The organism is Curtobacterium sp. Leaf183 (assembly GCF_001424385.1).
GTDB lineage: Bacteria > Actinomycetota > Actinomycetes > Actinomycetales > Microbacteriaceae > Curtobacterium.
On record NZ_LMPO01000006.1, the window covers coordinates 139,823 to 158,781 of the forward strand.

Below are 18,959 nucleotides of genomic sequence, written 5' to 3' on the forward strand. Positions count from 1 at the left end.
GTGTCCGTTCCTCGGTGCCCTGCGCCCGGGTGGGCGCCAGCCGCCGCTACAGCTTGGTCGTGCCGCCGATGCCCGGGCCCTCTGGTGCGTCGGACGGTGCGACGTGCGCGCCACCGCCGGTGCTCGTCGCGACGCCGTTCTGCGACCGGAGCAGGTCGCGGATCTCGAGCAGCACCTCGACGTCGGTCGGCGGGACGTCCTGGGGCGTCTGCTCCTGGTCGTTCTTGACCCGTTCGAACGCGGCCTTCTTCAGGTGGTTCACCGGCAGCACGAGCGCGAAGTAGACGACCGCCGCGACGATCACGAAGTTGATCACCGCGCCGATGATCGCGCCGAACAGGATCTGCGCGTTGCCGCCGGAGACGGTGGGGATCTCCCACACGAGTGCCTTGTCGAGGCTCGAGGCGTTGAACACGGCGCCGATCAGGGGGTTGATCAGCGAGCTCACGATGGCGGTGACGATCGCGGTGAACGCAGCACCGATGACGACGGCGACGGCCAGGTCGATCACGTTGCCGCGGAGCAGGAACTCCTTGAAGCCCTTCATACGGGGTCTCCTTCCGGGTCGGGACGGCCGCCGGTCGGCGACGGACTCAACCTATCGGGGGTGCGACGCCAGGATCAGGAGGCGCTGGGCGTGCTCGGCTTCGACTCGCTCTTGGCGGCTGCGGACGAGCCCCCGGACTCCGACTTCGACCCCGAGGACGAGCCGGACGAGCCCGAGGACGAACCGCCCGACGAGCCCGACGACGAACCGCCGGCCGACGAGCCCTCGGATGCCGGCTTCGCCCGCGAGTCCGTGCGGTAGAACCCGCCGCCGTTGAACGTCACGCCCACCGGCGAGAACACCTTGCGCAGCACGCCGCCGCACGTCGGGCACTCGGTGAGCGTGGCGTCGGAGAACGACTGCTTGATGTCGAACGCGGTGTCGCACTCGGTGCAGCGGTACGAGTAGGTGGGCACGTCAGCTCCGGAACGTGATGATGCGCGACGGCGTGATGATGCCGTCAACGGGTTCGTCGTGGGGTTCGCGCGGGACCTGGTCCAGGTACTCCGCGTCGAAGATCACAGCATAGACGGGCGGGCGCTTCGCCATGGACCCGAGGGTCTTGTCGTAGTACCCGCGGCCCCAGCCCATCCGGACGCCGTCGTGCCCCACCGCCGCGGCCGGGGTCAGGATCGCGTCGACGTGGTTGATCGCGATCGGGGAGAGCACCTCGCCGACGACCTCGGGCATGCCGAACAGGCCCTCCTTCTCGGTCGACCCGTCACCGACCGCCCAGTCGAGCAGGCCGTCCTCGCGCGTGACGGGGAGCAGCACGCGGATGCCCTGCTCGAACGCCCAGTTCAGGAAGGGCCGGACGTTCGGCTCGTCCGACGCCGACAGGTACAGCGCGATCGACTCCACCTGGCGTTCCTGAGCGAAGCGCTGCAGGGTCGCGGTGAGGGACTCCGTGTCGGCGTCACGCTCCGTGGTGGTCCGGGTGCGTCGCCGCTGCCGGAGCTCGGCCCGCAGCGCGCGCTTCTCGTTGCCGAGATCGGGGATCATGCGCAGGAGTCTAACGATCGCCCGGTGCCCCGCTGCGGGAAGCCGCCAAAGCCGCGCGCGGACCGGTGTCCTCCCTTCCGGCGACATGACCTGGCGGGGCCCATCGGATACGGTCATGCACATGGGCTTCCAGATTTCCAAGGCGGTGATCCCAGCAGCAGGTCTGGGCACTCGCTTCCTCCCCGCGACCAAGGCGATGCCGAAGGAGATGCTCCCCGTCGTCGACAAGCCAGCCATCCAGTACGTGGTGGAAGAGGCAGTCGACGCCGGTCTCACCGACGTGCTGATGATCACCGGGCGCAACAAGAACGCGCTCGAGAACCACTTCGACCACGTGTCGGAGCTCGAGGAGACCCTCCGCAAGAAGGGTGACCACGAGAAGCTGAAGAAGGTCAACCAGTCCACCGACCTCGCCGACATGCACTACGTGCGCCAGGGCGACCCGCTCGGCCTCGGCCACGCCGTGCTCCGCGCCAAGATGCACGTCGGTCGTGAGCCCTTCGCCGTCCTGCTCGGTGACGACATCATCGACGCCCGCGACCCGCTGCTCAAGCGCATGATCGAGGTCCAGGGCGAGAAGAACGCGACCGTCGTCGCACTGCTCGAGGTCCCCGAGTCGCAGACCCACCTGTACGGCATCGCCACGGTCGAGCCGACCGACACCGACGACGTGGTGAAGATCACCGGTCTGGTCGAGAAGCCGGCGCAGGGCGAGGCGCCCTCGAACCTGGCCATCATCGGCCGGTACGTCATCCGCCCCGAGGTCTTCGACGTCCTCGAGAAGCAGGAGCCCGGCAAGGGCGGCGAGATCCAGCTCACCGACGCGCTCATGAAGATGGCGAGCGCCGAGGAGTGGACCGGCGGCGTGTACGGCGTCGTGTTCCGTGGACGTCGGTACGACACCGGTGACAAACTCGACTACATCAAGGCGATCGTGCAGCTCGCCTCGGACCGCGATGACCTCGGCCCCGACCTCAAGGCCTGGCTCAAGGAGTTCAACGCGGGCGAATGAGTCGACCCATCCTGTGCGGGTCCGGTGCATGCCGGCCCGCACGGGACACCCGTCCCGGTGACCGCCGGGGCACCGGAGGAACCGCCCGATGACGACCATCCCGACCCTGTCCCACGGACGGGTCACCATCCGCCCCCTCCGGCTCCGCGACAGCCGCGACCTCGACGCGGCCCTCGCGACGAACCGGTCGTGGCTCCGCACCTGGGAGGCGACCAACCCGTCCGGGCAGGTCTCCACCGACGTGCGCGGCAGCATCCGCGCGCTCCAGGCCAACGCCCGCGCGGGACTCGGACTGCCGTTCGCGATGGAGCTCGACGGCCGGTTCGTCGGACAGCTCAACGTCTCGGGCGTGACGTACGGCTCGCTCGCCAGCGCCTCGATCGGGTACTGGGTCGTCGAGGGTGCCGCGGGACACAACGTCACACCGATCGCCGTCGCCCTGGCCACCGACCACTGCTTCCGGTCGGTCGGCATCCACCGCATCGAGATCTGCATCCGGCCGGAGAACGCCCCGTCGCTGCGGGTCGTCGAGAAGCTCGGCTTCCGGTACGAGGGACTGCGCCGCCGCTACATCCACATCAACGGGGACTGGCGCGACCACTTCTGCTTCGGCCTGGTCGCGGAAGAGGTGCGCGAGGGCGTCCTCGAGCGCTGGGTCCGTGGCGAGGTCCCGGTCGGCGTCGGGAGCGTGCCGCTCGCGGCACGTGACGAGGCCGCGATGCCGATCATCACCGGTCCGCGCGCCTGAGCGGATGCCGGGAGGCCCGGTGCGGTCCCGCCGATCCGCTCGCGACACGCGCAACACGCGTCCCGCAATCACGGGCGGCGGGAAGGCCCGCCCCTAGCCTCTCCCCATGGCAGGTATCGGGTCGTGGGGCGGCGGCATCGTCCTGCTCGTCGCCGCGGTGCTCTGGGTCGTCTACCTGATGCCCGCCTGGGCAGCTCGACGGCAGTACCTGGCCACCGAGCGGAACGCGATCCGTCTCCAGCAGACCCTCCGGATCCTCGCGCAGACGGCCGAGCTGCCGGACGAGGTCCGCATCGAGATGAACGCCAGGTCCCTCGCCGAGGCGCAGCGCGTCGCGAAGTCGGAAGAGGCCAGGCGGTCCGCGCTCGTCCGGGCACGCGAAGCCGCGCGGCAGCGTGAGATCACCCGCCGTCTCGCCGAACAGGCCCCCGTGCTCGAGCAGGTGTCCTCGGTCCCCGCACTCACCGCGATGCGCATGCGTCGGTCACGGCTCGGAGCGACGACGCTCGGCGCCACCGGGCTCGTCGTCGCCCTCGTGGTCCTCGTCGCCGTCCCGTCCGCGTGGCTCGTCGCCGTCGCCGGCATCGTCGCCGCCGGTGGGTCCGCCGCGGTCCTCGCCCAGCTGCACCAGGTCGCCCAGGCGCGGAAGGCGCGTGCCGCAGCGTCCGCACCCCGGGTGGACCGGGCCTCCCGTCCGTCGACCGCCTGGACGGACCCGGCACCGCCGTTGTCCGCCGACCAACAGGCGCCGGCGACGACGGCGACCCGTACGTGGACGCCGGCGCACGTGCCGAGGCCCCTCTACGTCGAGCGACCCGCCACTCCCGCTGCCGAGCCGGAGACCTCGGCGGCGCTCGCGGCGCGACTCCGGCAGCGGGTCGCGGCCGCGAAGGCCGAAGCCGAGGCCGAGGCCGCGGCGATCCGTGCGGGCGAGTCGGACCCGTCACTCGCGACGGTGTCGCGGATGCGACCCGACGTCGAAGAAGCGGTCGCATCCCTGTCCGCCCACGACCAGGGGCGGCTGGCCGAGCGGCTCGGGCTCCGCGCACCAGAGGCTGCGCCGACCACCGCGGCGCCCGAGGCTGCGCCGACCACCGCGGCACCCGCGGAACCGGCGGCTCCCACTGCTCCGGCGGCGCCGAGCAAGTGGGCCGGCATGGGGGTCATCGGGGACGACGACTACCAGCAGGCGGACCTCGACGCGATCATGCGGCGACGCCGCGCGGTCTGAGGCGTCGATTTCGGTTCGACCTCGGCCTGGTGCTAGTGTGGTCGAGCACTTGGGGCTATGGCGCAGTTGGTAGCGCGTCTCGTTCGCAATGAGAAGGTCAGGGGTTCGAATCCCCTTAGCTCCACCAGGTGACAGCACCGCACGAAGGCCCCGGGACACCGTCCCGGGGCCTTCGTGCGTCCCAGGCCTTCGTCGTGCGTCCGCGCTGGCTGCTCCATGTGTCCGGGGTGACACCCCCGGACGAGGTGGTGCGTCGGACAACACCGGCCCCTAGAATCGCCACGCACCCGACGGGGGGTGCTCGCTCGAAGGGGTCCGCATGCGTCTCAGGTCCACCGTCGCCACCCTCGGCACCGTGCTCGCGGTCGTCGCCGGTGTCGCGCTCGTCGGCCCCGGCACCGCTGCCGGAGCGGCGACCACCACCGCCTCCACGGTCGGGCGCTTCACCCCGGTCGCCCCGGCGCGCGTGTTCAACGCGACCGTCGGCACGTCCCCGGTCACCGTGCCGCTCGGCGGTGCGAACGGCATCCCGACCTCGGCGACCGCCGTGGTGCTCACCGCGACGGTCAGCTCGCCGACGGCCGACGGGTACGTCAGCGTCGCCCCGGCCGGCAGCAGCGCACGGCCGTCGGTGCAGAACTTCTCCGCCGGGCAGCAGATCTCCGGCACGACCACGGTCGGCCTCGTCGGCGGCCAGGCCCAGGTCCGGCTGTCGGCGGGCACCGGCAAGGTCGCCCTCGACGTCGCGGGCTGGTACGGCACGAGTGCGAGCGGGTCGACGTACACGCCGCTCCCGCCGACGAACGTCATCACGGCCACGGTCGGCACGACCCCGCTCCGGGTGCCCGTCGCCGGCACCGCCGGGGTGCCGGCCGACGCGACCGCGGTCGTGCTGCAGACCGACGTGTCGCGGGCGACGACCAGCGGGACGCTGCGGATCACGCCGGCGGGCAACACCACCGGGATCGCGACCCTGACCTACCGAGCAGGGGTCACCGTGGCCAACACCACGACGGTGGCACTGTCCGACGGCGCCGTCCAGGCCCGGGTGTCGGGCGGGACGGGCTCGGTGCTCGCGGACGTCGTCGGCTACTACGCGCCGGACGACTCGGGGTCCGTGTTCGTGCCGGCGGACCCGGTGCGGGCAGCGACCGTCGCCGCGACCCCGACCGCGAAGGACATCACCCTCATCGGCACGGCGGGCATCCCGCGCAACGCCGTCGCCGCCGTCGTGAACGCCAAGGTCGGGGGCGGCACCACGAACGGTCTGCTCCGCGTCACCGGTGCCGGACTGTCCTCCAGCGTCCCGACGCAGGCGTACTCGGCCGGGCAGACCATCGGCAACGCGTTGATCGCGCCGTTGTCCTCGGCGGGGAAGGTCTCGGCGAAGGTGTCCTCGGGCACCGCGACCGTCTACGTCGACGTCGTCGGGTACTTCCTCGACGGGTCGTCCGGATCGGGGACCGGCGTCGACGTCTCGTGGCCGCAGTGCGGTCGCACGGTGCCGACCGACCAGTCGTTCGGGATCGTCGGGGTGAACGGCGAGCTCGGCAACCAGGCGAACCCGTGCTTCGCGTCGCAGCTCCGGTGGGCAGCGGCATCCGCCGGCGGCACCGCGCAGCCGGCCGCCCAGCTGTACGCGCTGGTGCAGAACCCCGGAGCCGCCCCCGGTGTGGCCTGGCCGACGTCGAACACGTTCCTCGGCACCACCGTCACCGGCAGCCCGTACGGGGCGTGCACCCCGGCAGCGGGCGGCGCTGGGCGGACCACCCGCGCGTGCTCGTACGTCTACGGCTACGGTCGCGCGACCGCGAACGTCGGCTTCACCGGGCTGTCCCAGCCGGGGCAGTACCGGTGGTGGCTCGACGTCGAGACGGGTCTCTCGCACCAGTCCGACGTGACGCAGAACCGCGCGACCCTCGAGGGCATGATCGCCGCGTACACGAAGGCCGGCATCCGCGACCTGGGGCTCTACTCGACCGGGTACCAGTTCGGGCAGGTCATGGGCACGGTCCCGTCGAGCAGCCCGATCCGCCCGCTGCCGAGCTGGATCGCGGTCGGCGACGCCACCCTGGCGCAGGCCCAGGCCGCGTGCAGCGGCACGCCGCTGGTCGACGGCCCGGTGCGGATGACCCAGTACGTCACGCCCTACGGCAGCGTCGAGCTGGACCGCGACTGGTCCTGTTCCTGAGTGCCCGTCGGCCGACCGCGTGCGCGGCTGACGGACGGGAGGCCCGTGGCGGCACCGCCACGGGCCTCCCGTCCGTCGGTGCGCACGTGGTCAGGAACCCGGTGGCAGCGGGAGTGCCGGTGCGGAACGGGCATTGCGGGTACCACGGCGTGCCGTCACGGTGACGACCGCACGGTCGTGCACGGCCAGCTCGTCACCGGGAACTGACGGGGGCGTCGGTCCCGGTCTGTCGGACGGGGTCACGTACCCTTGCAGCGTCATGACTGCTTCCTTCACGCGCCGTTCCCTGCTGTCGCTCGCCGGTGTCGCCGGAGTCGGGCTGGCGGCCGCCGCGTGTTCGAAGGCCTCCGACCCGTCCGAACCGACTCGCAGCGCGGGGGCGGGCTCCGCGAGCGCATCGGCGTCCGCCGCCGCGACACCCGCCCGCGCCGCGTCGCTCGAGCCGGCCCAGGTCCCGCTCGCGGGCGGCGTCACGGTCACGGTGACCGGCACCGCGCTCGCAGCCGTGCGTGGCGTGACCGTGGGCGGCATCGCTGCGCGCGACGTCAGGGCGTCGGCGACGAAGGTCACCTTCACCGCGCCGCACCAGGCGATGTACACGACCGGTTCCGCCGACGTGGCCCTCTTCGACTCCGAGCTGACGCCGACCGCGTCCGCGAACCAGAGCTCGGACGGCAACGGCAGTGCCGCCAACGACGGACAGAGCGGCGCGACGCAGGACTCGGCGTCCGCCGCGCCGACCGCGGGCGCGCCGTCCGTGCCCTCCGCCGCAGACGCACTCGCGACGACCTCGCTGGCGTACGCGGCGGTGACCGACGTCGACCGGCAGCTCGCGTACGCGATGCGGTACTGGAAGGACTACAACCTCACCGAGTACGGCACCATGAACCCGATCGGCGGTGACTGCGCGAACTACGTCAGCCAGACGCTCATCGCCCGTGGGTGGCAGCAGCGCGACGACTGGTACAGCCGTTCGGGTGGCGCCGCGCACTCCGCGACGTGGACCTACTGCCCGGCGATGGACCCGTGGCTCGCCAGCAACGCGGCGACCTTCGGCCTGACCCGGCGATCGCTCGACGAACGCGACAAGGTGCGTGTCGGCGACATCGTGTTCTTCGACTGGAACCACAACGACTCGCCGGACCACACCACCATCGTCTCCGAGGTCTTCACCGAGCCCGACGGCACGATCCGCATCAAGTCCGCGAGCCACAACCAGGACGGCCCCTACCGCGACCTCGACGAGATGATCACGGTGCAGCACCCCGGCGGCACCGCCTGGTTCCACACGTTCGACGCGTAGCGGTCGGGGCGCTGCCCGCGGTGCCGTGCCCGCGGTGCCGTGCCCGCCGCGGTCCGTGGTTCGACGTGGCTTCGCACAACCGAACCCGGTCCGAACCACGGGATCACGCGGTTCGGACCGGATTCGGTTGTGCGGGAGCGATCCGCGCCGCACGCGCCTCGCGCCGCACGCGCCGTCGCGTCGCCCCGCCTCGCCTCGCTCAGGGGTACCCGAGGAACCAGAGCAGCACGATCGCGACGGGTTGCAGTCCCACGCCCACGAGCAGCCACGTCACGGCACGCCGCCGCGTCCGCACGAAGGCATCCGAGCCGAGCAGCGGCGCAATGGGCATGAGCAACCGCGGCAGGCTCTGCTGCGGCAGGAACACCGCCACCAGGTAGAGCCCGTACGCCGCAGTGAACCCGAGCACCTCCGGCCCGAGGGCACGGACACTCCTGCGGGTCCAGAACCAGACCGCGGCCGCGAGCACCACGACGACGAGCCCGATGCCGAGCGGCCCGAGCCACGTGCCGGCCATCACGAACCACGGGGTCAGCGGCGCGAAGTGCTGCCGCCCAACGTACCCGACCCACCAGGACAGCTCGGTGTCGAGGTAGGCGTCCGGTCGACCCGTGACGACCGACGCGACCACGGGCCATGCGAGTCCCGCGGCCGCGAGGACCGCGCCGACGACGAGGACCGGCACCCGGTCGCGCCAGGGGAACGGCTCCTGCCCGCGGGACGCCCGGACCCACCGGACGACCAGGTGCACCGCGACCGCGACCGCGAGCGCGAGGACCCCGGGCTTCGTGAACGCCGCGACCACGCCGAGCGCCCCGACCACGGCGTACCGCCGACGCACCAGGGCGAGCAGCCCGCCGAACACCAGGAGCAGCAGCATCGACTCGGCGTAGGCGACCTGCAGCAGGAACCCGGTCGGCGCGAACGCGAACAGCGCGGTGGCCCACCGGGCGCGGTGCGAGCACCCCACGGCGAGGACCAACCGGTACAGCACCACGCACGCACCGGCTCCCGCGAGGGTCGCCACGGCGACGCCGACGGCCCAGAACGAACCGCCCGTGAGCGTCATGAGCGCACGGACCACCGCGGGGAACACCGGCAGGAAGGCCCACGCGTTGGGCAGGACGTGCCCGGCCGCGTCGGTCGGCAGGGTCGTCGGGTAGCCGTGCTCGGCGATGGTCCGGTACGCCGACGCGTCCCACGAGCCCGAGAACGTCAGGAACGACGCGTTCTCGCGGTGCGAGGCGAAGTGCCACCCGTTCGCCGTCGCGACCAGGTACATCGTGGCGAGCAACACGGTGCTCACCACGCGTGAGGCCGCCCAGACGACGAGCGGGGCCGTCCACCCGCTGTGTCGACCGTGCAGCAGGGCGCGCAGTCGCATCCCGGTCCGGGAGGCCCGGGTCGGCTCCGCCACGCTGGTCACCCGCCCGATCCTCCCAGACCACGGCGCGTGTCCGCTCTGCGAACACCGCCAGCGGCCGCCCCCAGGTTGGGCGAGTTCGGTGGAGGGCGTCCCTGGAACAACCACCAGCACAGGAGGAACGCATGCCGTTCATCACCGTCGGCTCCGAGAACGGGCACGACATCGACCTGCACTACGACGACTTCGGCTCGGGTGACCCCGTCGTCCTGATCCACGGATGGCCGCTCTCCGGTCGTTCGTGGGAGGGCCAGGTCCCGGCACTCGTCGAAGCCGGCCACCGTGTCATCGCCTACGACCGCCGCGGCTTCGGCCAGTCGTCGCAGCCTTGGGACGGGTACGACTACGACACCTTCGCCGCCGACCTCGACGCCCTCATCGACCAGCTCGGGCTGATGAACCTCACGCTCATCGGGTTCTCGATGGGTGGCGGTGAACTCGCCCGCTACGTCTCGACCTACGGCACCGCGAAGGTCGCGAAGCTCGTGTTCGCCAGCGCCGTGCCGCCGTACCTGTGGAAGTCGGACGACAACCCCGAGGGCGGCGTCGACCAGGACCTGGCCGACTGGTTCTCGAACGGCATCACGGGCGACCGGCCCGCGTTCCTGCGCGAGTTCGTCGACATGTTCTACACCGCCGGTGGCAAGCCGTCGCTCACGCACAAGCCGCTCGTCAGTGACGACCAGCGCGCCTACGACCTGGCGATCGCCGAGATGGCCTCGCCGAAGGGCACCCTCGACTGCACCGCGGCCTTCGCGACGACCGACTTCCGGGACGACCTGACCAAGGTCGACGTCCCGACGCTCGTCATCCACGGCGACGCGGACGGGATCGTGCCGTTCGAGGTCTCCGGCAAGCGGACCGCGGCGGCGATCCCGAACGCCCAGACCCACGTCATCGAGGGCGGTCCGCATGGTGTCCTGGCGTCGCACCGCGACGAGTGGAACCAGGCGGTCCTGCGCTTCCTGGCGTCCTGACCACCGCGTTGACCAGCGGCGCACGTCCCGGACGGGACGTGCGCCGCTGGCATGTGCCGTGCCTCCCGGTCAGTGACCGGTGACCGCGCGCCGGATCTGCTCGATCGGGACCTTGGGGGAGCGGTCCGCGTTCAGCAGGCCGTTCGTCTCCTGCATGGTGTCGGTCAGCTGCGTGTAGCAGGACCCGACCAGGAACGAGCTCGCCCGGATCGCGTCGTAGAGCGCGGTGATGCGCTGGACCCAGTCGTCGCCGTCCGACGCCGAGGTGTACCCCCAGCCGTCCTCGCGCTGCGTGCCGGGCTGGTAGTTCACTCCGCCGAACTCGGTGAGCATGACGGGTTGGCCGCGGTCGACCGCCCCGCCGACGAGCACCCGGCGGTCGGCCGGACCGATCCCTCCGACCAGGGCGGTGCGTGCGGCGTCGTCCGCGTAGGTCTTCGCGAGGCGCTCGCCGTCGCCCTCGTAGTCGTGGATCGTGATGATGTCCGACGACGGGTGCTCCCATCCGTCGTTCGACACCACCGGGCGGGTCGGGTCGAGCGCGCGCGTGACGTCGGCGAGCGCGCGGGCGTAGGCCTGCTGCGCCGCGTTCGTCCGGATCTCCTGCACGCCCCAGCTCTCGTTGACGGGCACCCAGGTGACGATCGACGGGTGCGAGGCGTCGCGCTCGACCGCGTCCATCCACTCGGCCATGAGCCGGTGCACCGCGCGCGGGGAGAACTCGTAGGCGCCGGCGACCTCGCCCCACACCATCAGTCCGAGTCGGTCCGCCCAGTAGAGGAACCGTGGGTCCTCGATCTTCTGGTGGTTACGGGCGGCGTTGAAGCCGAGTTCCTTGATGAGCTCGACCTCCCGCCGCAGCGCGGCACGGGAGGGTGCTGCCAGGTGCGAGTCCGGCCAGTAGCCCTGGTTCAGGACGCTCCGCACGTGCTGCGGACGTCCGTTCAGCAGGAAGGTGGGTCCGTCGACGCCCACGGTCCGGACGCCGAAGTACGACGACACCGCGTCGACCCGGCTGCCGTCACGATCGACGAGCGTGACGGTGGCGTCCACCAGCCGTGGGGTGTCCGGCGTCCAGAACAGCTCGTCCTGCGCCTGGCCGTTCGCCTGGCGCGAGATCGGCACGACCACGTCGAACTCGGTCGCGGTGTCGCCGATCGTCGACTCGACCGTGGCCAGGTGCTCATCGCGCTCGTGCCAGTGAGCCTCGACGCGCAGGCGCTCGCCGCCAGCCCTGGTGCCGGTCAGGCGGACCGTCAGGCGCACGGTGGCCTGGTCGAGGTTCGTCCACCGCAGGTACCCGACGGACACGGGCGGCACGGCCTCGAGCCACACCGTCTGCCAGATGCCGGTGGTGCGGCGGTACCAGATCGCGTGCGGTTCCTCGTGCCAGTCCTGCTTGCCGCGCGGCTGGGTCAGGTCGTGCGGGTCGTCCTCGGCGCGGACCACCAGGGTGTGGGCGACGTCGTCGCCCGTTGCACCAGGGGCCAGTGCCTCGGTCACGTCGAACGAGAACGGGGTGTGGCCGCCCTCGTGCGTGCCGATGAGCGCGCCGTCGATCCAGACCGTGGCCCGGTGGTCGACGGCGCCGAAGTGCAGGACGAGTCGCGGTGCGCGCTCGCCGAAGCCCGCAGCGTCGAGGTCAGCGCGGGTGAGGCTTCGCGAGTACCACACGACGGGGTGGAACCCGGGTTCGTCGATGCCGGAGGCGACGGACTCGGGCGGGAACGGCACGACGATGTCCCGCGGGTCGGGGAAGCCCGCGCGCCAGGCGGGGTCGTCGCCGTCGTTCCGGAACGACCACGTGCCGTCCAGGTCGGCCCAGTGCGTGCGCAGCATCTGGGGGCGGGGGTACGAGCCGTCCTGCTGGCTGGCGAGGGGGAGGCTCGGGTCAGGGGTGCTGTTGGGGGCGGCGACGGTGCCGGCGAGCGTGCTCATGGCTCCATCGTGACAAGCCGGTACATCGTTGTAAAGGGGCTCGTGACGATTCGTGGGGAGACGTGCTGCTGTCAGGCGATCGCGGCAGCGCGGGTCAGCACCATGACGTCCATGCGACCCTGCTGGACGACCTCGTCGTGCTGGTTGCGGAGCGTGACCGTCCGCTCGACGATCCCGGTGGTGCCCGAGCTGGTCAGCCGGGTGGACAGGATCTCGACGGTGCAGGTGACGGTGTCCCCGATGAAGACCGGGGCGGTGAAGCGCCAGCCGTCGATGCCGAGCAGGGCCACCGCTGATCCCTCGAACACCCCGGTGCGGGCGATCAGGCCGACGCAGAGCGAGGCGCCGAGCATGCCGTGCACGATCCGCTGGCCGTACCGGGTCCTCGCGGCGAACTCCACGTCGGTGTGGACCTGGTTGTTGTCGTTCGTCCACGACGCGAACGACACGACGTCTGCCTCGGTGATCGTGCGACCCGGGGTCGTGAAGGTCTGTCCGGCGGCGAGGTCCTCGAGGTAGTGCGGCACCTGCTCATCCTCGCACCGCCCGGTGCAGCTGTCCGAGCGCGCGCCGGGCGTCGTCGAGGTGGTGCTCGGCCGCCCGCCGTTCGACCATCGCGAGCACCCCGTAGCCGAAGGTGTCCGTGCCGGACTCCGCCGCTGCCGCCGCCAGGCGACGGTACGAGACCGCGGCGTGCTCGGCGTCGAGCACGTCGCCGAGTGTCTCCTGCACGCGACGGAAGCGTCCGAGCCGGCGCTTCCCCACGTCCGGCACGTCGCCCGCGGCCTCGAGCGCGTACCGCAGTCGTCGCGCCGCCTTGCGGACGTCGTGCAGCGGTTCGAGCCCGTCGGCAGGGAGCCCGTCGGTGCCGTCCAGCGCCCGACGCACCCGTGCGCGCTCGTGGTGGATCCGCTGCGTCGTGAAGGCCACCGCGTCCTGCTTCGCCCTGGTCCCCGCCGGAGCCCGGTCGACCAGGTCGTCGAGCTGGTCGAGCGCGCCGAACCACGCTCCGGAGCGGAGCTCGTCGCGCAGCGCCGCGACCGCTGCGCGCCGGTCCGCCTCGGCCGCTGCCCGGAGGTGGTCGAGCACCGCGGTGTCGACCGAGCCGGAGGGTGCCATCGCGACCGTGTGCTCGACCCGGTCGCGCAGGACCTCGGCGTCACGGGCGACCCCGGCGACCCGAGCGGTGGGCCGGAGCTGGGCGCGCAACGACTCGGTGAGGTCGGAGTCGAGGGCGCCCCGGTACGCGGCGAGCACGCTGCGCAGTCGACGCAGGACCTTGCGGAACGCGTGCACGGCGTCGTCGCCGTCAGCCCGGACGCGGGGGTCGACCGTCAGCAGCTCTGTTCGCAGCGGCGCGAGCACGCCGCGCACGAACGCGGCGGCACTGCCCGGTCGGGGGCGTTCGCTGTCCCCGGTGACGGGTCGTCGCACCGGAGCCAGTGTCGGCACGGGGTCGCCCGGTGCGCGGCCGTCGTCGTCCGCCGCGTCCGTCACCGCCCGTTCGACGGCGCGCACGATCTGACCCGGATCTCCGTCGTCCGTCAGGGCCCACCACCGGGCGCTGCGGAGGAGCGCGGTGTCCCGGTCGCCCTCGTCCACACGGACGTCGGCCACCTCGGCTCGCAGTCGTCCGTCGCGGCCATGCAACCGCACGAGCGTGGTCGTCGTGTCACGGACGCGCACCGGGCGGACCGGTCGCCCCCGGAGCGCGGGCTCGACCGGGTCGCGGGGGAGTGGGGCGCCCGGCACCCCGACCGCTTCCGGGCCCTGGCCGCGGTCGACGCTCCAGCCACCACCGCCGCCCCTCCTGTCACCTCCACCGCCGCCGCTCCCGTCGCCGGCATCGTCGCCCTGCCTCGACGCATCCAACGGGTCAGCGTGCAGCAGCTCGATGCCGGCGAATGCCAACGCCCGGTCGTCCGTGTCCCACAGCGTCTCGCGCACGGTGACACTCGGCAGTCGACGGACGTCGTCGGCGTAGGGCTCGAGCGCGGGCAGCCGGCGGTCGTCCGGGATGCGCCAGGTGCGACGCGGGTCAGCGAGGGTGTCGCGGGTGGTGGTCTCCATGCCGATCAGTGTCGTCCGCCGCCGCCGTCCACCGCTCGGACGCGAGCCGGTCTGTGGACGACAGCGGCAGGGGNGGGACGACCGCTCGCGTAGCCTCCTGATCCATGACCGACGTCGCACAGTGGATGGCCCGGCAACGCTGGTACGCATCGAAGGGGGGTGTCCCGCAGCTCCGGACGATCGCCGAACTCGACGAACGTACCGACGACGCCCGGGTGCTCACCCGCTTCGTCATCGACGACGCGGTGACCGGCTCCGTCCTGTACCAGGTCCCCGTCACCGAGCACCAGGACCCCGTCCCCGAACTCGAACACGCCCGCATCACCACGGACGAGACCTCGGACGACGCCGACCAGGACGTCCTGCCCTCGTACGACGGCCCGCAGGACCCCGCGTACGCGCGGTGGCTGCTCGGGGCGATCGACCACGGCGAGGAGTCCCTCGTGCCGATCGGCACCGTCCGGTCCGCGCGCGTCCTGCGCGGCGAGCAGTCGAACACCTCGATCATCTGCGAGACCGAGGACAACGGCACCGTGATCGTGAAGGTCTTCCGCGTCCTGCACCACGGCGACAACCCCGACGTGACGACTCAGCAGGCCCTCTCCGCCGCAGGGTCGTCCCGGGTGCCACGCGTGTTCGGTGCCCTCCGTGGTGCCTGGCCCGACACCGGACGCGACGACGGCGTCGCCAGCGGCCACCTGGCTTTCGCCCAGGAGTTCCTGCCCGGGCTCGACGACGCCTGGCGCGTCGCCCTGGACGACGCTCGCCGCGGGGACTCCTTCGCGGCCGGCGCCGACCGTCTCGGTGCAGCGCTGGCCGAGGTCCACGTCACGCTCGCGGGAGCGATGCCGACCGAGCCGGCGACGCCGGAGCGGGTCGAGCAGGCCCGGGCGACGATGCTGCAGCGCCTCGAGACCGCCGCGGCCGAGGTCCCGGAGGTCGCCGAGCACGCCGATGCCGTCCGCGCCGTCTACGACCGGGCTTCCGACGTCGCCTGGCCCGACCTGCAGCGCATCCACGGCGACCTGCACCTCGGGCAGGTGCTCTCCGCACCCGAGCCGCGCGGCTGGGTCTTCCTCGACTTCGAGGGCGAACCGTTGCGTCCCCTGCACGAGCGCTCGCTCCCGGACGTGCCGTTGCGCGACGTCGCCGGCATGCTGCGGTCCTTCGACTACGTCGCCGGGGCACTGGCGCACGAGACCGAACCGGTCGATGCCGCAGCGTGGGCTCACGAGGCCCGAGAGGCCTTCCTCGACGGCTACACACGTGGGATCGGCGTGGACGTCCGCGCCCACCGCGAGGTCCTCGACGCGTTCGAGCTCGACAAGGCCGTCTACGAGGTCGTCTACGAAGCCCGCAACCGGCCGACCTGGGTCGGCATCCCGGTCGCCGCCGTGGAGCGCCTGGCGGCGCGGTCCGTGCGGTAGACGCCGGGAACCACCGAACGGGAGGCCCGTGGCGACACCGCCACGGGCCTCCCGTCCGTCCTGGGTCAGTTGACGGGTCCGGTGTACTTCTCCCCGGGGCCCGCGCCCGGCGCGTCGGGGATGGCGGACGCCTCGCGGAACGCGAGCTGCACCGAGCGCAGGCCGTCGCGCAGCGGTCGCGCGTGGTGGTCACCGATCTCGGTGGCCGCGGCGGTGACCAGGCCGGCGAGGGCGGTGATGAGCTTCCGCGCCTCGTCCAGGTCGGTCTGCTGCTCCGGGTCGTCGGCCAGCCCCACCTTGACGGCGGCGGCGCTGAGCAGGTGCACGGCGACGGTGTTGATCAGTTCGACGGCGGGGACCTCGGAGATGTCCCGGGCGGCCTCGTCGACGGTGCCGTCGGACGAGGGATCGATGGGCGGGGTGTCGGTCACGGTGCTCCTCTGTTAGACTCGTCGCGGCAGATGCTGTCCGTGTGCCCGGAACGATTCGTGAGAACCAGTCCGGACCACCTCGGCATCACGAAGAGGAGTCACTCCCACCCGCGGCCACGAACCACCAGGCTACCGGGTCACCACCGCTCCGCCGGGCGTCACCGTCCGGCAGTCCGAACCGTCTGACGCAGGTCAGCCGGCGCGGAGTCGGGCGGCTGCCGAACGGGTCTCGATCCGTGCGTCAGATCTCCTCTCGTGCCGTTGTCCGGGCAAACGCCCCGGGCCACCACTGATTGAAGGAGCTCCGCATTCCCGATCCCCGTACCAACGACCGAATCCGCGTCCCCGAGGTCCGTCTTGTCGGACCCCAGGGCGAGCAGGTCGGCGTTGTCCCCATCGCCGTCGCACTGCGCCTCGCGCAGGAAGCAGAGCTGGATCTGGTCGAGGTCGCGCCGGACGCGAAGCCGCCCGTGGCCAAGATCATGGACTACGGCAAGTTCAAGTACGAAGCTGCGCAGAAGGCGAAGGAAGCCCGTCGCAACCAGGTCAACACCGAGCTCAAAGAGGTCCGGTTCCGCCTGAAGATCGACGTGCACGACTACGAGACCAAGCGCAAGCGTGCCGAGGGCTTCCTCCTCGGCGGCGACAAGGTGAAGGCCATGATCCTCTTCCGCGGCCGCGAGCAGTCGCGTCCGGAACAGGGTGTCCGACTCCTGCACAAGTTCGCGGAGGAGATCGCCGAGTTCGGCGTCGTCGAGTCCCGACCCACGCAGGACGGCCGCAACATGACGATGATCATCGCGCCGCTCAAGAACAAGTCCGACGTCAAGGGCGAGCAGAACGCCAAGCGTGCGGCCGACAAGGCCGAGCGTCGCGCGTCCGAGCACGCCGCCAAGGCGAAGCCGGAAGACGCTGCCCCGGCCGCGTCGTCGGAACCGGCCGCCGCCGAGTCGAAGGAAACGGCCACGGCCGAATAGGTCTCCCCAGACCAGCCCCGCGCAGTTCTCCCGACCGCAATGGCGCGGCTCCCCATCCACCCCACGGAAAGGCACCCCCATGCCCAAGCAGAAGACCCACTCCGGGTCGAAGAAGCGCTTCAAGGTCACCGGCACCGGCAAGATCATGAAGCAGCAGGCCGGTATGCGTCACAACCTCGAGGTCAAGTCTGCCAAGCGCAAGGCTCGCCTCAACGAGGACCAGGTCCTCTCGAAGGCCGACGCGAAGAACGTCAAGAAGCTCCTCGGCCACTGAGCCCCCGGATTCGTAAAGGAACACTGCAATGGCAAGAGTGAAGAGAGCGGTCAACGCCGCCAAGAAGCGTCGCGTCATCCTCGAACGCGCCGAGGGCTACCGCGGCCAGCGTTCGCGTCTGTACCGCAAGGCGAAGGAGCAGGTCACCCACTCCCTCGTCTACGCGTACCGTGACCGCCACGCCAAGAAGGGCGAGTTCCGTCGCCTGTGGATCCAGCGCATCAACGCTGCGTCCCGTGCGAACGGCCTGACCTACAACCGCCTCATCCAGGGCCTCGCCCTGGCCGGCATCGAGGTCGACCGTCGCATCCTCGCGGACCTCGCCGTGAACAACCCGGAGACCTTCGCCGCGCTCGTCGAGTCGGCCAAGAAGGCCCTCCCGGCCGACACCTCGGCTCCCAAGGCCGCGTAGTCACCTGCCACACCTCGAAGGCCCCGATCCGTCCGCGGACCGGGGCCTTCCTGCATGCTGCGACACTGGTCGCGTGACTGATCTCCTCGAGAACCCCCGTGCCGGACGTGTCAAGGCCGTCGCCGCCCTCGCCAAGAAGGACGTGCGTGCCGAGACGGGCCTGTTCCTGCTCGAGGGACCGCAGGCCGTCCGCGAAGCGATCGCGTACGCACCCGAGCTGCTGCGTGAGCTCTACGTCACGCCCACCGCCGCCGAGCGGTACGACCTGGGCGACGCGCCCGTCGACACCTGGTTCGTGACCGAGCAGGTCCTCGCGGCGATGGCGGACACGGTGACGCCGCAGGGTGTCGTCGCGGTGTGCCAGCAGTTCCCGACGTCGGTGCGGCAGGTGTTCCCCGAGCCCGGCGCGACCGGTCTGGAGGCGCGGGTCGACCCCGCCACGAACCGTCCGTTGCCCGCGCTGGTCGCGATCCTCGAAGAGGTGCGGGACCCGGGCAACGCCGGCACGATCATCCGCGCAGCCGACTCGGCCGGAGCCGACGCGGTCGTCCTGACCGGGCGGAGCGTCGACCCGTACAACCCCAAGGTCGTTCGGTCGACCACGGGCTCCCTGTTCCACGTGCCGGTGTCGGTCGGCGTGTCGCTGGCGGACGCGATCGGGCGGGCCAAGGCACTCGGGTACACGGTCCTCGCGGCGGACGTCTCGGGCGACGACCTGCCCGCCGTCCGCGCCGAGGGGCTGCTCGACGGTCCGACGGCGTGGGTGTTCGGCAACGAGGCACGTGGGCTGACCGACGAGGACCTCACGCTGGTCGACCGCGCGGTCACGGTTCCGATCTACGGCGCCGCCGAGTCCATGAACCTGGCCACCGCGGCGTCCGTCTGCCTGTACGAGTCGGCGTTCGCGCTCCGCTCGGCCTGACTCCTCCACAGCAGGAGTCCGGTCGCCCTGTCTCCACCGTCCGCGCAGTACAGGACGGCGGTATCCCAGGGGCC

19 protein-coding genes and 1 tRNA gene are annotated in these 18,959 nt (G+C 71.7%); 12 read left to right on the forward strand and 8 right to left on the reverse strand.

The window, feature by feature from the left end; all coding sequences use genetic code 11:
• Positions 1 to 46: 46 nt before the first annotated feature.
• From mscL to ASG04_RS04195, 3 genes are all read right to left on the reverse strand, one after another.
• On the reverse strand, positions 47 to 547 hold the full coding sequence (gene mscL / locus ASG04_RS04185; RefSeq protein WP_056120793.1) for a large conductance mechanosensitive channel protein MscL: 501 nt from the start codon (positions 545 to 547) through the stop codon (positions 47 to 49).
• A gap of 74 nt (positions 548 to 621) precedes the next feature.
• Positions 622 to 963 (reverse strand): FmdB family zinc ribbon protein, encoded by a 342-nt coding sequence (locus tag ASG04_RS04190; RefSeq protein WP_056120795.1) that lies wholly within the window; start codon positions 961 to 963, stop codon positions 622 to 624.
• A gap of 1 nt (position 964) precedes the next feature.
• A complete protein-coding gene (locus ASG04_RS04195) occupies positions 965 to 1,549 on the reverse strand; it encodes a 5-formyltetrahydrofolate cyclo-ligase (RefSeq protein ID WP_056120796.1) in 585 nt (194 codons plus the stop codon).
• Positions 1,550 to 1,670: 121 nt separating this feature from the next.
• On the opposite strand from ASG04_RS04195, the gene galU reads away from it, so the two are divergent.
• The 6 genes from galU to ASG04_RS04225 all read left to right on the forward strand — a co-directional run bounded on the left by galU (position 1,671) and on the right by ASG04_RS04225 (position 8,034).
• A complete protein-coding gene (gene galU, locus ASG04_RS04200; RefSeq protein ID WP_056120797.1) occupies positions 1,671 to 2,561 on the forward strand; it encodes a UTP--glucose-1-phosphate uridylyltransferase GalU in 891 nt (296 codons plus the stop codon).
• 88 nt (positions 2,562 to 2,649) lie between these two features.
• Positions 2,650 to 3,309, forward strand: coding sequence for a GNAT family N-acetyltransferase (locus ASG04_RS04205; protein ID WP_056120799.1), 660 nt, complete (start codon positions 2,650 to 2,652; stop codon positions 3,307 to 3,309).
• Positions 3,310 to 3,415: 106 nt separating this feature from the next.
• Complete coding sequence (locus ASG04_RS04210; RefSeq protein WP_056120800.1) at positions 3,416 to 4,540, forward strand: hypothetical protein; 1,125 nt, start codon at positions 3,416 to 3,418, stop codon at positions 4,538 to 4,540.
• Between the two features lie 51 nt (positions 4,541 to 4,591).
• Positions 4,592 to 4,667, forward strand: a tRNA-Ala gene (locus ASG04_RS04215).
• A 192-nt stretch (positions 4,668 to 4,859) separates the two neighbouring features.
• Entirely contained in the window at positions 4,860 to 6,731 is a 1,872-nt protein-coding gene (locus tag ASG04_RS04220; protein ID WP_056120803.1) for a hypothetical protein, read from the forward strand.
• A 259-nt stretch (positions 6,732 to 6,990) separates the two neighbouring features.
• Entirely contained in the window at positions 6,991 to 8,034 is a 1,044-nt protein-coding gene (locus ASG04_RS04225) for an amidase domain-containing protein (RefSeq protein ID WP_056120805.1), read from the forward strand.
• Positions 8,035 to 8,233: 199 nt separating this feature from the next.
• On the opposite strand, the gene ASG04_RS04230 is transcribed toward ASG04_RS04225, so the two are convergent.
• Positions 8,234 to 9,460 carry a hypothetical protein gene (locus ASG04_RS04230; RefSeq protein WP_200938400.1) on the reverse strand — a complete coding sequence of 409 codons (1,227 nt, stop codon included), beginning with the start codon at positions 9,458 to 9,460 and terminating at the stop codon, positions 8,234 to 8,236.
• 122 nt (positions 9,461 to 9,582) lie between these two features.
• Between ASG04_RS04230 and ASG04_RS04235 the strand changes: the two genes are divergently transcribed.
• On the forward strand, positions 9,583 to 10,434 hold the full coding sequence (locus ASG04_RS04235) for an alpha/beta fold hydrolase (protein ID WP_056120807.1): 852 nt from the start codon (positions 9,583 to 9,585) through the stop codon (positions 10,432 to 10,434).
• Positions 10,435 to 10,503: 69 nt separating this feature from the next.
• Here the strand turns inward: ASG04_RS04235 and ASG04_RS04240 are convergent, their stop codons facing one another.
• The 3 genes from ASG04_RS04240 to ASG04_RS04250 all read right to left on the reverse strand — a co-directional run bounded on the left by ASG04_RS04240 (position 10,504) and on the right by ASG04_RS04250 (position 14,442).
• Positions 10,504 to 12,372 (reverse strand): glycoside hydrolase family 2, encoded by a 1,869-nt coding sequence (locus tag ASG04_RS04240; RefSeq protein WP_056120809.1) that lies wholly within the window; start codon positions 12,370 to 12,372, stop codon positions 10,504 to 10,506.
• Positions 12,373 to 12,443: 71 nt separating this feature from the next.
• Entirely contained in the window at positions 12,444 to 12,899 is a 456-nt protein-coding gene (locus ASG04_RS04245) for a MaoC/PaaZ C-terminal domain-containing protein (RefSeq protein WP_056120810.1), read from the reverse strand.
• A gap of 4 nt (positions 12,900 to 12,903) precedes the next feature.
• Positions 12,904 to 14,442, reverse strand: coding sequence for a CHAD domain-containing protein (locus ASG04_RS04250; protein WP_056120812.1), 1,539 nt, complete (start codon positions 14,440 to 14,442; stop codon positions 12,904 to 12,906).
• Positions 14,443 to 14,546: 104 nt separating this feature from the next.
• Between ASG04_RS04250 and ASG04_RS04255 the strand changes: the two genes are divergently transcribed.
• Positions 14,547 to 15,869, forward strand: coding sequence for a maltokinase N-terminal cap-like domain-containing protein (locus tag ASG04_RS04255; protein ID WP_056120815.1), 1,323 nt, complete (start codon positions 14,547 to 14,549; stop codon positions 15,867 to 15,869).
• Between the two features lie 65 nt (positions 15,870 to 15,934).
• On the opposite strand, the gene ASG04_RS04260 is transcribed toward ASG04_RS04255, so the two are convergent.
• Positions 15,935 to 16,300 carry a DUF1844 domain-containing protein gene (locus tag ASG04_RS04260; protein ID WP_056120817.1) on the reverse strand — a complete coding sequence of 122 codons (366 nt, stop codon included), beginning with the start codon at positions 16,298 to 16,300 and terminating at the stop codon, positions 15,935 to 15,937.
• A 293-nt stretch (positions 16,301 to 16,593) separates the two neighbouring features.
• Between ASG04_RS04260 and infC the strand changes: the two genes are divergently transcribed.
• The 4 genes from infC to ASG04_RS04280 all read left to right on the forward strand — a co-directional run bounded on the left by infC (position 16,594) and on the right by ASG04_RS04280 (position 18,885).
• Positions 16,594 to 17,277 carry a translation initiation factor IF-3 gene (gene infC, locus ASG04_RS04265; protein WP_082517804.1) on the forward strand — a complete coding sequence of 228 codons (684 nt, stop codon included), beginning with the start codon at positions 16,594 to 16,596 and terminating at the stop codon, positions 17,275 to 17,277.
• Positions 17,278 to 17,356: 79 nt separating this feature from the next.
• On the forward strand, positions 17,357 to 17,551 hold the full coding sequence (rpmI, locus tag ASG04_RS04270; RefSeq protein ID WP_056120818.1) for a 50S ribosomal protein L35: 195 nt from the start codon (positions 17,357 to 17,359) through the stop codon (positions 17,549 to 17,551).
• Positions 17,552 to 17,579: 28 nt separating this feature from the next.
• Positions 17,580 to 17,963, forward strand: coding sequence for a 50S ribosomal protein L20 (rplT, locus tag ASG04_RS04275; protein ID WP_056120821.1), 384 nt, complete (start codon positions 17,580 to 17,582; stop codon positions 17,961 to 17,963).
• A 73-nt stretch (positions 17,964 to 18,036) separates the two neighbouring features.
• Complete coding sequence (locus tag ASG04_RS04280; RefSeq protein ID WP_056120823.1) at positions 18,037 to 18,885, forward strand: TrmH family RNA methyltransferase; 849 nt, start codon at positions 18,037 to 18,039, stop codon at positions 18,883 to 18,885.
• The last annotated feature ends 74 nt before the right edge of the window (positions 18,886 to 18,959 follow it).

Bases quoted from the DNA above. Each gene is read 5' to 3' on its own strand.
- ASG04_RS04205 (WP_056120799.1), top strand. From the start codon at position 2,650: ATGACGACCATCCCGACCCTGTCCCACGGACGGGTCACCATCCGCCCC.
- ASG04_RS04195 (WP_056120796.1), bottom strand. From the start codon at position 1,549: ATGATCCCCGATCTCGGCAACGAGAAGCGCGCGCTGCGGGCCGAGCTC.
- ASG04_RS04250 (WP_056120812.1), bottom strand. From the start codon at position 14,442: ATGGAGACCACCACCCGCGACACCCTCGCTGACCCGCGTCGCACCTGG.
- ASG04_RS04240 (WP_056120809.1), bottom strand. From the start codon at position 12,372: ATGAGCACGCTCGCCGGCACCGTCGCCGCCCCCAACAGCACCCCTGAC.
- galU (WP_056120797.1), top strand. From the start codon at position 1,671: ATGGGCTTCCAGATTTCCAAGGCGGTGATCCCAGCAGCAGGTCTGGGC.
- rplT (WP_056120821.1), top strand. From the start codon at position 17,580: ATGGCAAGAGTGAAGAGAGCGGTCAACGCCGCCAAGAAGCGTCGCGTC.
- ASG04_RS04255 (WP_056120815.1), top strand. From the start codon at position 14,547: ATGACCGACGTCGCACAGTGGATGGCCCGGCAACGCTGGTACGCATCG.
- ASG04_RS04225 (WP_056120805.1), top strand. From the start codon at position 6,991: ATGACTGCTTCCTTCACGCGCCGTTCCCTGCTGTCGCTCGCCGGTGTC.
- ASG04_RS04235 (WP_056120807.1), top strand. From the start codon at position 9,583: ATGCCGTTCATCACCGTCGGCTCCGAGAACGGGCACGACATCGACCTG.
- mscL (WP_056120793.1), bottom strand. From the start codon at position 547: ATGAAGGGCTTCAAGGAGTTCCTGCTCCGCGGCAACGTGATCGACCTG.
- ASG04_RS04210 (WP_056120800.1), top strand. From the start codon at position 3,416: ATGGCAGGTATCGGGTCGTGGGGCGGCGGCATCGTCCTGCTCGTCGCC.
- ASG04_RS04220 (WP_056120803.1), top strand. From the start codon at position 4,860: ATGCGTCTCAGGTCCACCGTCGCCACCCTCGGCACCGTGCTCGCGGTC.
- rpmI (WP_056120818.1), top strand. From the start codon at position 17,357: ATGCCCAAGCAGAAGACCCACTCCGGGTCGAAGAAGCGCTTCAAGGTC.